Raw genomic sequence first — 16,366 nt, forward strand, 5'->3', positions numbered from 1 at the left:
AAAAAATTTTTTGCCCCCACATACATATCATCACGCAATTTTAAGGATATAAGATGACCATAACCAATACTGAACTAGAACAAATACTGAACACCAAACTTAACAGCTCCGTCATTAACGACTATGCCCCAAATGGCTTGCAAGTTGAAGGGAAAATAGAAATCAAAAAAATCATTACCGGTGTGACTGCCACACTTCCCCTGATTGAAAAAGCGATTGAGAGAAACGCCGATGCGATTCTAGTCCACCACGGTTATTTTTGGAAAAGTGAAAACCCGTGCATTCGAGGAATGAAAGGTAAACGCATTAAACAGCTTTTAGTGAATGACATCAATCTCTTTGGTTATCACCTACCACTGGATATTCACCCCGAACTAGGTAACAACGCCCAGCTTGCTAAGCATTTAGGCGTAAAAAATCTACAAGGTTTAGAAGACAGACCTAATTCAATTCCAATGTACGGTGAATTAGAAAATCCGATTTCCGCCAATGAACTAAAACAAAAACTCGAAAAAACGTTACAACGCACCGTTATTTTATGTGATGAATTTGTGCATAGCCCACAAAAAATGATTAAAACAATCGGGATTTGCTCCGGCGGAGGACAAGGCTATATTGATTTAGCCTTTGAAAAAGGCTGTGATGCCTTTATTAGCGGCGAAATTTCCGAACAGACCACCCACTCTGCCCGTGAACAAGGCATCTATTATTTCGCCTGTGGTCATCACGCCACAGAAAGAGACGGCGTAAAAGCCTTAGGTGAATGGTTAGCCGTTGAATATGGTTTAAATGTTGAATTTATTGATATTGATAACCCTGCATAAAAAATACAAGCGGTTGAATTTCCTGAAAATTTTGCAATTTGCAAAAAATCACTAAAAATCAACCGCTTGTTTATCACAGTCTAGAGTTCAAAATCGCCAAAATCACGGCTATCTACTTTAGCATCAATCTGACCAACCAAATAAGAACTGACTTCCACTTCTTGTGGTGCTACCTGTACATTATCGGAAACCAGCCATGCATTGATCCACGGAATGGGGTTGGAACGTGCCTTAAATGGCAATGGTAACCCAACAGCCTGCATCCGAATATTAGTGATATATTCAATATATTGCACCAAAATATCCCGATTTAGCCCTATCATCGAACCGTCTTTAAACAGGTATTCCGCCCACGCTTTTTCTTGTTCAGCTGCACTTAAAAAAAGCTCGTAGGCCTCTTGGCGACATTCACGTGCAATTTCTGCCATTTCAGGATCATCATTGCCATAGGTCATAATATTCAATATATGCTGAGTGCCGGTAAGATGTAATGCTTCATCACGTGCAATAAATTTGATGATTTTGGCATTTCCTTCCATAAGCTGCCGTTCCGCAAAGGCAAATGAGCAAGCAAAAGAGACATAAAAACGAATTGCTTCAAGCGCATTCACACTCATCATACAGAGATAAAGTTGTCTTTTTAGACTATGCAAACTGACCTCACAGGTTTTTCCATCAACCTGATAACTGCCTTCACCATACAAACTATAGAGTTGGCTGTCACGAATCAAATCATCATAATAGGCGGAAATATCTTTGGCACGCTTAATAATTTCTTCGTTTGTGACAATATCATCAAATACTATTGATGGATCATTGACAATATTACGGATGATATGTGTGTAAGAACGACTGTGAATTGTTTCGCTAAATGTCCAAGTTTCAATCCAGGTTTCAAGCTCGGGGATAGACACTAATGGCAAAAGCGCCACATTCGGGCTACGCCCTTGAATGGAATCCAACAAGGTTTGGTATTTTAAATTGCTGATAAAAATGTGCTTTTCATGTTCAGGCAGTTGGGCATAGTCAATGCGGTCTTGCGACACATCCACTTCTTCCGGTCGCCAGAAAAATGAGAGTTGTTTTTCAATCAGTTTTTCAAAAATTTCGTATTTTTGTTGATCATAACGCGCCACATTCACATTTTGTCCAAAAAACATGGGTTCTTTTAGTTGATCATTTTTATGTTGTGAAAACGTAGTATATGCCATCTTATTCTCCTTTATTTCTGTTCTTATTAAATTTTACAAGCACCACCAGCACAGCCTTCATCTAAGTCGTCTTGCGCATCTTCTGCTCCATCACGGGTATTTTGGTAGTAAAGGGTTTTTAACCCGTATTTATACGCCGTTAATAGATCTTTTAATAATACTTTCATCGGTACTTTAGCTTCTGCAAAGCGGTTTGGGTCGTAATTTGTATTCGCCGAAATCGCTTGGTCAACAAATTTCTGCATAATCCCCACCAAATGCAAATAGCCGTCCATATTAGGAATATCCCAAAGCAGTTCATAGTATGCTTTTAAACGTTCATACTCCGGCACAACCTGCTTTAAAATACCGTCTTTTGATGCTTTAACACTAATATAGCCACGCGGAGGTTCAATTCCGTTGGTGGCATTCGAAATTTGCGACGAAGTCTCCGATGGCATTAAGGCAGTTAAAGTGGAATTGCGCAAGCCAAATTGCAGAATATCCTGACGTAGTTGTTCCCAATCATAATGAAGCGGTTCTTGAGTTAATTCATCAATTTCTTTTTTATAAGTATCGATAGGGAGTAACCCTTTGGCATAAGTGGTTTGATCAAAATAAGCACAAGCCCCTTGTTCTTTGGCTAAATTCATCGAGGCTTTTAATAAATAATACTGAATCGCTTCAAAGGTACGGTGCGTTAAATTATTAGCACTGCCATCGGAATAACGCACTTGGTTTTTAGCTAAATAGTAAGCATAGTTAATCACGCCTACACCTAATGCGCGACGATTTAATGAGCTGTTACGTGCAGCTAATACCGGATAATCTTGATAATCTAATAGGGCATCTAGCGCACGAACTACTAAATCAGCCAATTCTTCTAACTCATCTAAATTGCTGAGTGTGCCTAAATTAAATGCCGATAATGTACATAATGCGATTTCCCCTTGTTCATCATAAAAATGTGCCAGTGGCTTAGTTGGCAAAGCAATTTCTAAGCAGAGGTTCGATTGGCGTATCGGTGCGACACGAGGATCAAATGGGCTATGAGTATTACAATGATCGACATTCTGAATATAAATTCGCCCTGTTGAAGCCCGCTCTTGCATCAATAATGAAAACAATTCCACAGCCTTAACTTTACGTTGCCGAATGCTCGGATCTTGCTCATATTGCAAATAAAGTTGCTCAAATTTAGCTTGATCAGCAAAAAACGCTTCATATAACCCCGGCACATCTGATGGGCTAAATAAACTAATCTCACCGCCTTTAATTAAACGTTGATACATCATTTTATTAATCTGTACCCCGTAGTCCATATGGCGAGCACGGTTTTCCTCCACACCACGGTTATTTTTTAATACCATTAAGCTTTCTGCTTCTAAATGCCAGATCGGGAAATATACGGTAGCCGCTCCACCGCGAACACCACCTTGAGAGCAAGACTTTACTGCAGTTTGAAAATGTTTATAAAAGGGGATACAGCCGGTATGAAATGCTTCTCCACCACGAATAGGGCTACCTAATGCCCGAATTGCGCCGGCATTAATACCTATCCCAGCACGCTGTGAAACATATTTAACGATTGCAGCAGAGGTTGCATTGATGGAGTCTAAGCTATCATCACACTCAATTAACACACAGGAACTAAATTGACGAGTAGGTGTACGCACTCCTGCCATAATTGGTGTTGGCAAAGAAATTTTGAAAGTGGAAGTCGCATCATAAAAACGGCGAATATAATCTAAGCGGCTTGCTGCTTGATACTTGGAAAATAAGCAGGCAGCTACGAGTAAATACAAGAATTGAGCCGATTCATAAATCTCCCCGCTAACACGATTCTGCACTAAATATTTTCCTTCCAACTGCTTTACTGCTGCATAGGAAAACGTCATATCCCGCCAGTGATCAATAAATCCATTCATTGTCTCCCATTCTTCGGGCGTGTAGTCGCTCAGCAAATCCGCATCATACTTACCTAGCGCAACTAATTTTTTAACGTGCTCATATAAATGCGGTGGCTCAAACTGTCCATAAGCTTTTTTGCGTAAGTGGAAAATCGCCAAGCGTGCTGCCAAATATTGATAATCTGGCGTATCCTTAGTGATTAGATCAGCTGCAGCCTTGATAATAGTTTCATGAATATCTGAAGTGCGAATACCTTCATAAAATTGAATGTGAGAACGGAGTTCTACTTGTGAAACAGAAACATTCTCTAACCCTTCTGCCGCCCAAGTAATCACACGATGAATTTTATCTAGATTGAGTTGCTCGCGCGTGCCATCACGCTTTGTTACCATTAAACTTTTATTCATAATTATTAACCCTTTATAAAATACCTTAGCAAAACACTACATATTGTGTTTTTTCATTAAAGTAAACACAAGATAGTGTGCTTAAAGCAAAACATCAACCAATAAATTTTTACTTTTTCTCTTGACAGATGCTAAGTTATTTATAAATAACCATATTTTTATAAAGGGATAAAGTTAATTGTCTTATTTAACAACAAATAGGAAATTTTGGTAGGCTCCGAAAATAACAAGAAAGGAAAAACAACACTATTTTATCCAAATTACCAATACCTGAGTTTTAAACAAGCGGTTATTTTTAGCCGTTTTTTTGCAAAATTTGAAGAAAAAATAACCGCTTGTCTTGTTATGTCGAGAACTTAAAATTTCATCTCCATTCCCAACATAAAATTTCGTCCCATTTGTGGCACAAATTGGTGATACGAAGTGTGGATATACACCGGCTGATTCAGTAAGTTTGTGCCGTTTAGACTGATTTTGTAATCCAGCTCTTTCCACTTATTGCTATACGCCAACCCGACATTCAACATCGTATTACCTTCGGTAATATATTCCAGCTGGCTCGTACGGCGTTGAGTAAATGTACGGATCAGCTCTAAATTCCCCGACCAATTTGGGGTAAATTCCGCATTAAAGCGAAAACCTAAACGCATTGGCGGTGTACGAGGGGTGTTTTGGTCAGCCCGATATAGAAGATAATCTTTCCCTTTTTCCACATTTTCCGGCAGATAATCTTTGAACACACTATAATCGCTATTTATTCTCAATGGTGGTAAATTTGTTAGCCAGCCTCGTACCATATCGCCGAAAATCGTGGCTTGGTATTGGTCGTTAAAGCGGTAGCTTGCCTCGGCTTCTACCCCGTAAAAACGGGCTTTTGCCTGATTATAACGGCGCATAAATAGCTGATTTTCACGGAAAAGATTTTCATTGTAGATGTAGTTTTTAAAGTGATTGTAATAAACACTCACTTTATAGCCAATACGTTCAGCTTGATAGCCCAAGCCCAACTCCACATTATTTGACTGCTCTTTTTTCAAGTCTTTATTGCCGTATTCAAACGAATTAGTAGCAATATGCTGCCCGTGGTAATACAGCTCCATCGGCGTTGGCAAGCGTTCATTGTGCGAGGCAGTAAACGAAAGCTGATAGTCAGGGTGGAAGAACCAGTTAAGCGTGCCGGAATAGGCATAAGCCGTTTCATCATAGGGTGAAAGATCTGGCTCAACCTGTTTGCCGCCACTGATACGATAATGTTCCTGTAACCGTTTAATTTCATTGCGATCATACTCAATCTCAATCTTCTGCTTTTCCATTCGTCCGGCAAGCTCAACGGCAACACTATCCCACATATACTGCTCAACCCCAAACAGGCTGATCTGTTTATTGGTATTTTCAACCAGCGGGAATTTCACTTCACGATCTTTCGGCGCATTCATACTGCTTTTTTGAGTTTGATACTGAACGCCCCACATACCGGTTAGCCCTCCCAGCGGTGCGTGATAAATCTCCAAGCGGGTATTTTTGCCCCGATTTTTGAAAATATTGACCGGCTTACCATAATCCTGATCTTTTTTTAGCTGTTTATGGTAACGGGTTGCCAACACGCCGGCATCTTTTTCATCGTGATAGTAATCGGCATCGGCATAGCTCGCTCGGATTTTGTCCACCCCTTTAAACGGCTGGCGCAGTTCGGCTTTCACATCAATCCGTTTCGATTCTAAATCCACCCAAGGGCCTTTATGTGTGTGATCGTGGGCGTGTCCGAACGGGTTATCGTGGCTGTGTGTGCCGTCTTCGGCGTGGTTGGTTCCACAGTGGAAGTGCGGATTGCTCCCAATATTTTCCTCACCAATCAAATGCGGATAGAGATAGGTATAAGCGTATTTATCCCGCTTATTGCCGTAGATATGACCGGTACAGAAATCAAATTTATGGTTATGCCCCGGCAAGCCATAGTTATCCCGCCGTTTGCTGTATGACGCACCAATATAGCCTCGTTCACCGACAAAGGATAAACCGAGAGTGCCGACTTTGGATTTATTGTAAGTATCCGGCACATAGTTTAAGCGCTCGCCTAAGTTGATCCCCGGTACACGGTAGTTATCACTATGGCGGGTCAGCCCTTCGGCTCGCACCGCAATGTGTTTACCGATGCCAAAGGTTGCCCCTAATGCACCGACTTTCTCTTTGGCGGCGGTATCAAAGCGGCTGTTGAGTTCAACCTCATACCCTTTTTCAGGAATGGCGGTCGGAATGCGTTTATCTACCACATTTACAATTCCTGCCGGCGAACTGCTGGCATAAAGCAAGGTGCTGGAACCACGCAAGATTTCGACCTGATCGGCAAGCAGTGAATCAGCAACAACGGCGTGATCAGGAGATAGGTTCGACATATCAATCACGTCTGAACCGTTTTGCAAAATGCGAATTCTCGCCCCTTCCTGCCCACGAATAATCGGCTTACTCGCTCCGCCACCAAACGGGTTACTATGCACGCCTAATTCTGACGCCAACGCATTACCCAGCGTTGCCGAACGCTTTTTAAATTCCTTACCTGCAATAATTTTATCACTGACTTTTAGCAAGGTAACTTCACTCCCCTGCGATATACTTGGGGTGCTGCCAACGACCGAAACTTCATCTAACACCGCTACATCGTTATTTTCCGCCCAAACAAGCGGGCTAAATTGAGCCGAAATCAGCAATGCCAATCCTGTTCTCTTAAACACAATCTTTCTCCTTAAAAAAATTAAGGATAATAAGGTACTGCAAAATATGAGTCTTTACAACAATAACCATAAAAAAATTATAGTTTTTGCATTTTTCCTATTGCCAAGCAGGAAATATATCCATTAAAATTTTATGGATTTAATCTAACGGAGACAAAATATGCGTTCTACATTCAAACTTACTCTTGCAGCTTTAGCTGTTTCTATTGTTTTAAGTGGCTGTAAATCTAGCCAAGGTCCATCTATTGTTGCAGACAGCCCTCCACCTAAGGAAATAACAGCTACTGATGGCAACGATAAAGAGAAAACCGATAACAAAGAGAAAAAGTCTGCGCAACCAAATAAATCCGATCCTCAACCGGATAAACCTGCTAACGCAAAAGACCCAGTAAAACCTGATACGGAGACAAATAAACCAAGTAAAAAAGATAAAGAATATACACCACCTGCTACTGAAAAAATCGATAACTCATCAGTACAGCCGGATAAAATGGTGCCTAATCCTATCGAGAATAAGGAAAACGACAGTAATAAACCTAACCCCAAAGAAAGCGATAGCGATAATAATGACAAAGTCACTGAAGGCAATAAACCAAATACCCCAACAGAAACAGTAAATAAAGATAAAGAAGCTGAGAAAAGTAAAAAGGAGAATAAAGAGGACTCAAGCAATAATACTCCTAACATTAATTTTGACGGGGCAAAGCCTATAGATACAGATAGTAAAGGTAGCCCGTACCGAGTAATAAACCTAAACCCGAGAAAAAGCGTAGTAAATGCAAGTGCTATGCAAAAAGTAGATTTCGACTCTTTTACGGATGAATCTGTTGAAAATTCACCATTTGTCAGTAGCGATACTGAAAAAGAATACAATAATACACTTGTTTTTGGGCTTGGTGCCGGAGATAAAGATTCTTATTTTAAGAACTTAAATCAAAAAGGGGATAAACATTTAGGTATTCATCGTGGCACTTATGAAGATGAGAAAATAGAAGGTGATTCTCAAGCTATCAATTATCTTTATGTGAACCAACCGTATTCAAGCTATGGGGCATTATTTACCAATGAAAACGATAGCCATCTATTTAGCGTGCATTTAGCGGCTGGGCAAAAAGGCGAGAATACCAGAGGTGATGCTTATGCAGAATATGGTGTATTTAGCAATGAAGATAAATGGAATGAGAATTTAGTCGGTAATGCAACTTATAAAGGACAAACTATTGCCAGAGTGGTTCGCACCGAAGAAGGCAAACAAGTTGCAAGTTTGCCGCAATTTGACGGAGATGTAACCTTAAATTTAGATTTAGCTGAAAATTGGGAAGACAGCAAACTTAGCGGTCAAATCAACAGCAAAACGTTAGGTAAAATTTCCTTAAATGAAACGCAAATTACCCCAAGTTCTACTGTAAACAGTAACCTTAGCTTTGGTGAGGAAGCTACTGTAGAAGGTAATGATAGCTTTGAGGGCGAGTACCACGTGGAATTCACCGGACCAAACTTAGAAGATGCAGTCGGTGGCGTTGAGTTAGAAAATGAAGAGCTGAAATACAACGCCGTATTCGGTGCGACTAAATCTGCCAACTAATCTTTTATTTCTGATAAGGGCTGGCAACAGCCTTTTATTTTTAAGGACAAAAAATGAAAAAAATTGCATTACTGGCATTTTTCCCAACACTACTCTTTGCCCGAGATCCGAATACGACACCTGCTCATCTTGAGCATACAGCACAGCCAACTACAACCCCCCAAAGGATCAAGATCGAAAAATCAGTGCCTATTTTTAACGAAACTGAATTACGTGCTAATCAATTATTGACCGAAAAGCTACTTATCCAAGCTATTTATAGTCGTAGGCTTGCTAACATGGAAAAATTAACTGCGATTTATCGGGATTTTACCCACATTGACCCGGTTTTATTGCGTTATGCACAAGGTAAAATTGCTCTACTTAAAGGTAATTACCCGAAAGCCATTAATGACTTTCAAACCATTCTCGCTAAACAGCCAAACCTAAACACGGTACGCATTGAGCTAGCGATTGCTCTATTGTACGATCAGCAACTTAATCAAGCCAAAGCACAATTTGAACAAGCCAAAAAAGCCGAACATCTACCGCCTAAAGTTCACGCATTAATTGAGCAATATCAGCAACATCTGGCTAAAAAACAGGAATGGAAATTCAGTTTCTCAGCCAATTATGTACGAGACGGCAATATTAATCGAACCTCGAAACAACCGAACATTGAACAAACCGGTTATGTAAAACAACCTAATTTGCTGCCCCAAACCGCACATGGCGTTCAGTACTCGTTTGGATTACAGAGAGATTTCAACCTGTTTGGCTCGCACTATGTGAGTTTTGATAATCAAACCCAAGGCGAACTTTATTGGGATAACCACGATTATGATGAAATCACTAATCGTACCTTGCTTGGCTACGCTTACAAAAAATCCGACCAAACCACCCGCTTGTTACCGTTTTATGAAAAACGCTGGAAACATCACCGTTCGGAACGCTGGACAAACGGAATTCGACTTGAACACGCACAATGGTTTTCACCGCATTGGCAACTCGCCACCGCATTGGAATACGGCAAAAAACGTTATTTTGATTTGCCGATTTATAACGGCAGCTACAAACTTGCCTCTGCCACATTGCTTTGGTTACGCAATCCACAACAATTTTTCTTTGTCGGCACTGATTTCAATCGAGACAAAACTCAGTTAAAACAATATAGCTCCGACACCAAAGCAATACGCTTCGGCTGGCAACGAGAATGGAAAATGCTTGAACTTTCCAGTCGCCTCACGCTTGGCTATACCGATAGACGCTATAAAGACATTGCAACATTGGGCGGAAAACTCAATCTTGGCAAAATCCGCCACGACCGTGTACAAAGTGCCAACCTTACCCTTTGGAAACGCGACTGGCACTGGCTTGGGTTAACCCCGAAACTACAATTTGCCTACGCTAAACACCGTAGCAACCTACCAAGCCTCTATGCTTACACCGATAAAAACATCAATTTAATTATTGAAAGTCGGTTCTAGCTCCATAAAAACAACAAGCGGTTAAAATGCCTAGAAATTTTGCAAATTGCAAAAAAATGTAGAAAGTTTAACCGCTTGTATCTATACTGCAGCTTCTTTTCCTTCAGTATAAATAATATACCACCGTTGCAACAATAATGGCTGCTCCCGGTCATCACCTTGAACTGAAAATTGCTCAAGGTGGATATGACTATCGCAGCCGCTTCCACCGCACCCAGTAATGCGTGGGCAGGTTAGCTTGGGAGGCGTCTTCGGTGTACTTTTTGATTTCTGCATTTAAGTATGGCGAAGCTAAACCCACTGCCGCTTGCCCCACGTCTTGTGTGGCTAAGCCTTGCAAGACTTTGGATTAGCCAATGCTTCGCAATCGTTACTATCGTTTCATCAAAGTGCTGAACTACCTCTATCGCACCTTCTATACCTTCAATTAAGGCTTTTGCCATTACCACTATCGTTTGTTTTCGCTCTTCTGAAGGGTGAAGGTCATCAAAGAAATTATTCTCCACCGCATTTTTCCCTATTCCCAGCCCTGTTTTCACTGCTTGAGCTGTAGATAACGAGCTACCTGAACTGGAGGCTAAACCACCAGCCAACCCAGCCGCAACTTGGCTTAGCTCCGATACCGTCCGTTTTTCCGCTTCCGTCAGGTTTTCAGGCTCTTTGCCGAAGAGATTTTGAGAGATGATATTTGCACTCACTTCACCTGTCACCGCTGCAACCGCTCCTGCACCAGCCTTACCACCTTGTGCATAGGCCTCCACCGCTCCCCAAAGGGCGTGAGCTATCAGGTTCGCTTCTGTATTACCCTCTGTTGCCTGTTTGATTTCTGTGTTGATATAAGGCGAAATCGCTCCAGTTACTACCCCTGCCGTTGGGCTACCGCCTAACGCTAACCCTACTGCATTGGTTACAGCATCAACGCCTTGTCGGTAAGCCCCCGATGGTGCGAGCGTCCTCGCTCGTACCAAAACAAGCGGTTGATTTACCTCGAAAATTTGCAAAATATTCAACATAATTAACTGCTTGTAACTTATATTAAATAGCACTAATGTGAATTCTAGTGCTATCGGGGTACTTATCTAGTTAACTTTATTATTTAACATTAAATTTATTTGATATAAATTTTTTTACACATAACCCTATAAACAAAGGGATTGCAAACGATAAAATATCATTTAAAGCGTCTTCAGCCCAATAAAAATCACTATAATTCCAATATATATATAAATATCGCTATATGCTTTAATGATGCAACAAAGAATGTCGCTAAAAATAACACAGCTAAATAAATTACTTTCTTTATCATTTTGTCAACCCCTTGTTATCTAGGAGTTTTTTCAGTTCTTCATAATTTTTTACCCTATTATCAAAATCTCCACCATATTCTCCCATAGCTCCCCCAACAATATTCCCGAGAGCTGAATCTTTCATACTAAATGGCTTGTTAATTACAGGAGAAATTACTGCTCCAAAATAATCGTTACCTAAACTATTTCCACTTGGATCTTTTGATAAGCTCGTTACTGTACTAATCCCAAGATTGATTCGTATCTGATTTCCAACAGATTGATTCCTTGTTAAAGCTCCTGAACCAAATGCTCCTATTGCCTCATAAGGATTAATCTCTTGCCCTGTAGAAACTTTATAACCGGAATGAACCCCTAATGCTATTGTTCCATCTGTAACCATTCCCGCCGCATTTGGATATTTAACTGCAAATTCGCCTATTTTATTGACAGCTTTCTGTGCAGCAGAGGAAACACCTTTAGCTACATTGCTAGAATATTGCACACCTTTTATAACTAAACTATTCCCCCCTGTTCCTACAACAGAAACCCCAGTATTCAAAGATTCGCTCAAACGTCCTTGGACACTTCCCGAGTAGTTATATACTTTCTGTGCTTCAAGTTTTAAATCAGAATAATCAGGTTTCATTACTGATGAATTAGCCGGAGTATTTAACAATTGTATTTGTTGCGGAATATTTCCATATTCTTTTACCCATTTTAACAGTAAATCTCTCCCTTCTTGCGATAGGCTTTCCGGCTGAGTTTTATAAATATGCAATAATCTATCTGAAACTTTATCTTTCTCTAATAAATGTTGCACTCTAATAGATTCTTCTTGAGTCAGGATTTTTTTCTTCATTAACCGTTCAAGTTCTGCATATTCAGATTGTGATAAGAAATTATTCTCCACCGCATTTTTCCCTATTCCCCGATAGTACGAGCGTCCTCGTTTGTACCAAAACAAGCGGTTGATTTACTTCTAAAATTTGCAAAATACTCAACATAATTAACCGCTTGTAACTTATATTAAATAGCACTAGTGTGGGTAATAGAACTATCTAAGGAATTTAGATTATATAACTCATCTAACTTCACCTGCATACCATCACTATATTCGCTGATAGTTTTGCAAAATTTAATTTTTATTTTTATTCCCTCATATCTAGGATAGGCTACTAAATTTTCGTTTGAATACTCGCCGCCTAGTGAAAACGGAATTATAGGCATAAGAATATTATTTATATCCAACACATTATTATATTTCATCCAGTCCTTAGCTAATTCATATCCAGTATAATAATTATATTTTGATAATAATGTATAAGAAAATTCTTCTATTCCCTTCCCCATAAACTCTAACTCATCAAGTTCAAAGTCATACTTATGAAAATCATCACCTTTGATGCAAAATCCCTCACCTAAAGCATTATCACCAAAAAATATAAGTCCTATGCTCAATTCTAACTTAATTAAGTTATTAATATTAAGTAGGGTTTCTATATCATAAATACGGAAAGTACCTTCAAATGCTACAAAACCATTTTTTTCTCTATATAGTTTTTTTAACTCAACTGGCAAATCTACATTCCTTATACTATTGATAGATTCACTTGATATACTGATTAATTTATTGAAGTACTTCACAAGTTCACTCCTTAATTTCAATTTTGACTTTATCACCATCAGAATACTGCTTACACTGATGCCCTATACAACTACCAGCACCTCTATTATCTTTTGGGGAGATATATCTCACTGATGCTCCTTTACCACCTTCTTTAAACATAGCAGGAGGATACTCATCTCGATCATAGCCTGCTTTACTTGGAGTATCCATTAATGCCTCTTTTCTCCGTTGAGATGCACCTTTTCGATCAATTGTTAAAACTGCTGGCTTACCTTGACCAATTGAATCTTCTATATGGGAAACGGTTTCTGGATATTTAGATCTTGATACAGAAACTGTTCCAAGCGGTCATCATCATTTTTATTCATAATGCCGTGAGCGTACATGCTGGCTAGTTGTTCATTTTCTATATTCATTATATCGATCACAAATTTCTCTAAATTTATAACAGTATTTATAACTGGCATTAAATATAAAACCTTTTCTTCTTAAACAAGAAGCATATATTTTTTCTGATTTTGCCCGATTATCCTCTCCTACTACCCTTGGTAGTCCTGATATATTTTTAATCTCAAATCCTTCAAGGGACTTATTAAAGCAATCCATATCAATATCTCTATTTAAAGGTTGCTTGGTATTTTTATGTATCCAAATATCTTCATCCCAATACGAGGAATATGACGGCATTAACTCCCAAAATAAACATCCAGTCAGAACTAAGGAGGCTAATAAACAAGTAAACAATCTCATTTATTCACCTCATTTACTTTATTAAATTCTCTAATACCACTATTCGGATACACTTTGTTTAAAGTATCTTCTGCTTTTTCCCATTGTTTTCTTTCCTTGTTATCTTTTTTGTCATAAACATACTTCAAATTATTTATATTCTGATTAGCTTCTGAATGTGCTTGACCGAATGACAACCCTGCTACTTGTTTAGCATTAGGATTATTTCCGATAAATAGTCCTCCAAAGCCTGAATAGACAACATCTCCTTTCACACCGTGATATTCGGTATTCACACTGCCAAATAGCTCTTTCGCTTGTTTGTCTATTTCTTCAGACGGATAAGAACCACCTAAATGCAAGAAATTAATCTTCGTGTTCTTATATTCATTTCCAATATACTCCGACCAATTCAACATATTTTTATTGCCCGAAACACCCCGATGGTGCGAGCGTCCTCGCTCGTACCAAGAAAAGCGGTTGATTTACTGCTAAAATTTGCAAAATACTTCACATGATTAACCGCTTGTAACTTATATTAAATAGCACTAGCGTGGACGCTAGCGCTATCGTGGCTCGTATCTAAATTAATGATTGAGGTTGATATTCAAACTTTGTCTTTATTTCATTATTTTCAAACAACAAAATAAATTTAGTCCATTCACCACCCGTATGTTTAAACATGGTGATTTTTAACTGTTCACTTAGCTCCTCCAGCAAATCACTATCAACATACTTAAAATCATTCTGCAATACTATAGAATTATTTAATTTATAAATTAACCCCATACTAACCCAACCTTCATCTTTATTTAACACATACTCATACTCAAATGAATTATATTTATACTTATCCATTTTCATAACAGACTCATATATTCTATTGATAATTTTAACTTCTTCATTGATCATTTCTTACTCGCCTCATTGTTAAATCTTAATAGCTTTTGTTCTACACCATTGATAGAATAATTTACTTCTAATCTGTCTGGTCTACTTGAACTAGGATCCTGTCTAATAAATCTTGTGTTTACATTAACTGTTTTCCCCTCTTTTACGGCTTTGTTTATTATATTCTCAAAATAAACTTTATATGCAGAGTTATTAAAATTAGCATCTTGTGGGAATAAATTATATCTATCACAAGTGCCACCTTGACTACAAGCCTGTATATGACCTCCTACATCTGTTGGTAATCCTTCTTTACCAACCTGAGTCTGTCTTTTATCTCTTGGCATTTTCATATCTATTGGAGAATATGAAATTTCTTCTACATATCCATAATTATTTGTCTTAAATTTAGTTCCATTACTTAGCTCATAATTTGTATTAGCTGCTAAGTTATTAACTAGATGACTTTCATCACTTCCTTTAATTAAAGACTTATTAAAATCTACATGTATGGTTTTATAACCTAATGTTTCTCCAACTACTGATAAATCACTACTCGCATTAATACTATTTGGAGCTTTCCTAGAAAAATCACCTAGCTTAGAATTATTAGGTAAAACTTTTGTTGGCAATAACAACCCTGTTAATATTCCAGAGAAATTCTCTAACGCTTGTTGATCCCCTTCATAAGCTTGCTTCGCAACTGCTTTTACACCTTCCCAATATTCTCCCGTCATCAAAGCATTTAATGTATTTGATACTGCTTGGTTCTTTCCTGCTAGATCAATCTTTGCCTGATTACAATAACTATCGCCGACAGCACAAGTAGTTAACAGAGCAAATGTATCAAATACTGTATCTCCAACGAATAAAGCTGAATCAGCACCTTCCTCAACAACATCAATTACACCATTAATAAACTGTGATGCAGTATTATGACCAATTTTTTCTCTGACTTTTAGTTTCCACTTTTCAGCATCTGCTTTTTTATTTTCTCTCAACCTATCAACTACAAGTGAATTATTCTCCACCGCATTCTTCCCTACCTCTTGCCCAGTTTTCATCGCTTGAGCCGTTGATAGGGAATTTCCTCCGCTTGTAGATAATCCACCAGCCAACCCAGCCGCTACTTGGCTGAGTTCCGACACCGTTTGTTTCTCTGCTTCCGTTAGGTTTTCAGGGGATTTATCAAACACTTGCTCTGAAATAAGTTTTGCCCCCACTTCGCCTGTTACCGCTGCAACCGCTCCTGCACCAGCTTTGCCGCCTTGTGCATAGGCTTCCACCGCTCCCCAAAGGGCGTGAGCTATCAGGTTCGCTTCTGTATTACCCTCTGTTGCCTGCTTAATTTCTGTGTTGATATAAGGCGAAACCGCTCCCGTTATTACCCCTGCCGTTGGGCTGCCACCTAAGGCTAACCCTACTGCGTTGGTAATCGCATCCACACCTTGTCGGTAAGCTCCACCGGTTTCCCATTTCTCCGCTTCGTTTTCCAGTATTTTGGCTTTGGCAAGATTGCCTGCGGCTTTGGCTTGTTCTGCCTCTACCCGTTTACTTTCTGCGTGAGTGGCAACTTTTTCATTGATAGTTGCCAGCGTGATGGTTTGGAAATCGCTTAGGGCTTTTACCTGATAATCCAGCTCTTTTTGGAGTTTGGTTTTATCAAAGTTATTCTCGAGCTTGCCTGAACGGCTTTCCGCTGTTTCAGTTGTGATGTC

The 16,366-nt window shown here is 39.2% G+C and carries 14 protein-coding genes; 3 read left to right on the top strand and 11 right to left on the bottom strand.

The genetic code is table 11. The features are described from left to right. Positions 1 to 53: 53 nt before the first annotated feature. Positions 54 to 824, top strand: coding sequence for a Nif3-like dinuclear metal center hexameric protein (locus ACJ7Z2_RS08260; protein WP_409499978.1), 771 nt, complete (start codon positions 54 to 56; stop codon positions 822 to 824). Between the two features lie 80 nt (positions 825 to 904). Here the strand turns inward: ACJ7Z2_RS08260 and nrdB are convergent, their stop codons facing one another. The 3 genes from nrdB to ACJ7Z2_RS08275 form a co-directional block, all read right to left on the bottom strand. After that, a complete protein-coding gene (gene nrdB / locus ACJ7Z2_RS08265; protein WP_409499979.1) occupies positions 905 to 2,035 on the bottom strand; it encodes a class Ia ribonucleoside-diphosphate reductase subunit beta in 1,131 nt (376 codons plus the stop codon). 26 nt (positions 2,036 to 2,061) lie between these two features. Next, a complete protein-coding gene (nrdA, locus tag ACJ7Z2_RS08270) occupies positions 2,062 to 4,332 on the bottom strand; it encodes a class 1a ribonucleoside-diphosphate reductase subunit alpha (protein ID WP_409499980.1) in 2,271 nt (756 codons plus the stop codon). A 356-nt stretch (positions 4,333 to 4,688) separates the two neighbouring features. Then, positions 4,689 to 7,037 (bottom strand): TonB-dependent receptor, encoded by a 2,349-nt coding sequence (locus ACJ7Z2_RS08275; protein WP_409501128.1) that lies wholly within the window; start codon positions 7,035 to 7,037, stop codon positions 4,689 to 4,691. A 184-nt stretch (positions 7,038 to 7,221) separates the two neighbouring features. Between ACJ7Z2_RS08275 and ACJ7Z2_RS08280 the strand changes: the two genes are divergently transcribed. After that, the gene (locus tag ACJ7Z2_RS08280) at positions 7,222 to 8,646 is read left to right on the top strand and encodes a hypothetical protein (protein ID WP_409499981.1); all 1,425 of its coding nucleotides are present in this window, start codon (positions 7,222 to 7,224) and stop codon (positions 8,644 to 8,646) included. 53 nt (positions 8,647 to 8,699) lie between these two features. Next, entirely contained in the window at positions 8,700 to 10,112 is a 1,413-nt protein-coding gene (locus ACJ7Z2_RS08285) for a surface lipoprotein assembly modifier (protein ID WP_409499982.1), read from the top strand. A 233-nt stretch (positions 10,113 to 10,345) separates the two neighbouring features. Here ACJ7Z2_RS08285 and ACJ7Z2_RS08290 read toward each other — a convergent pair whose 3' ends face one another. The 8 genes from ACJ7Z2_RS08290 to ACJ7Z2_RS08325 form a co-directional block, all read right to left on the bottom strand. Continuing rightward, on the bottom strand, positions 10,346 to 11,125 hold the full coding sequence (locus ACJ7Z2_RS08290; protein WP_409499983.1) for a VENN motif pre-toxin domain-containing protein: 780 nt from the start codon (positions 11,123 to 11,125) through the stop codon (positions 10,346 to 10,348). Between the two features lie 289 nt (positions 11,126 to 11,414). Further along, positions 11,415 to 12,311 (bottom strand): hypothetical protein, encoded by an 897-nt coding sequence (locus ACJ7Z2_RS08295; RefSeq protein ID WP_409499984.1) that lies wholly within the window; start codon positions 12,309 to 12,311, stop codon positions 11,415 to 11,417. Positions 12,312 to 12,427: 116 nt separating this feature from the next. Then, complete coding sequence (locus ACJ7Z2_RS08300) at positions 12,428 to 13,045, bottom strand: hypothetical protein (protein WP_409499985.1); 618 nt, start codon at positions 13,043 to 13,045, stop codon at positions 12,428 to 12,430. A 4-nt stretch (positions 13,046 to 13,049) separates the two neighbouring features. After that, the gene (locus ACJ7Z2_RS08305; protein WP_373612290.1) at positions 13,050 to 13,322 is read right to left on the bottom strand and encodes a NucA/NucB deoxyribonuclease domain-containing protein; all 273 of its coding nucleotides are present in this window, start codon (positions 13,320 to 13,322) and stop codon (positions 13,050 to 13,052) included. 105 nt (positions 13,323 to 13,427) lie between these two features. Beyond that, a complete protein-coding gene (locus tag ACJ7Z2_RS08310) occupies positions 13,428 to 13,778 on the bottom strand; it encodes a hypothetical protein (RefSeq protein ID WP_373612288.1) in 351 nt (116 codons plus the stop codon). Continuing rightward, entirely contained in the window at positions 13,775 to 14,176 is a 402-nt protein-coding gene (locus ACJ7Z2_RS08315) for a hypothetical protein (RefSeq protein WP_373612289.1), read from the bottom strand. The genes ACJ7Z2_RS08310 and ACJ7Z2_RS08315 overlap by 4 nt, the downstream gene beginning before the upstream one ends. A 163-nt stretch (positions 14,177 to 14,339) precedes the next feature. Further along, entirely contained in the window at positions 14,340 to 14,669 is a 330-nt protein-coding gene (locus ACJ7Z2_RS08320; protein ID WP_409499986.1) for a hypothetical protein, read from the bottom strand. Then, positions 14,666 to 16,093 (bottom strand): VENN motif pre-toxin domain-containing protein, encoded by a 1,428-nt coding sequence (locus ACJ7Z2_RS08325; RefSeq protein ID WP_409499987.1) that lies wholly within the window; start codon positions 16,091 to 16,093, stop codon positions 14,666 to 14,668. The genes ACJ7Z2_RS08320 and ACJ7Z2_RS08325 overlap by 4 nt, the downstream gene beginning before the upstream one ends. Positions 16,094 to 16,366 lie beyond the last annotated feature (273 nt).

Origin of the sequence: Mannheimia glucosida (assembly GCF_046267875.1) — a bacterium.
Taxonomy (GTDB): domain Bacteria; phylum Pseudomonadota; class Gammaproteobacteria; order Enterobacterales; family Pasteurellaceae; genus Mannheimia; species Mannheimia glucosida.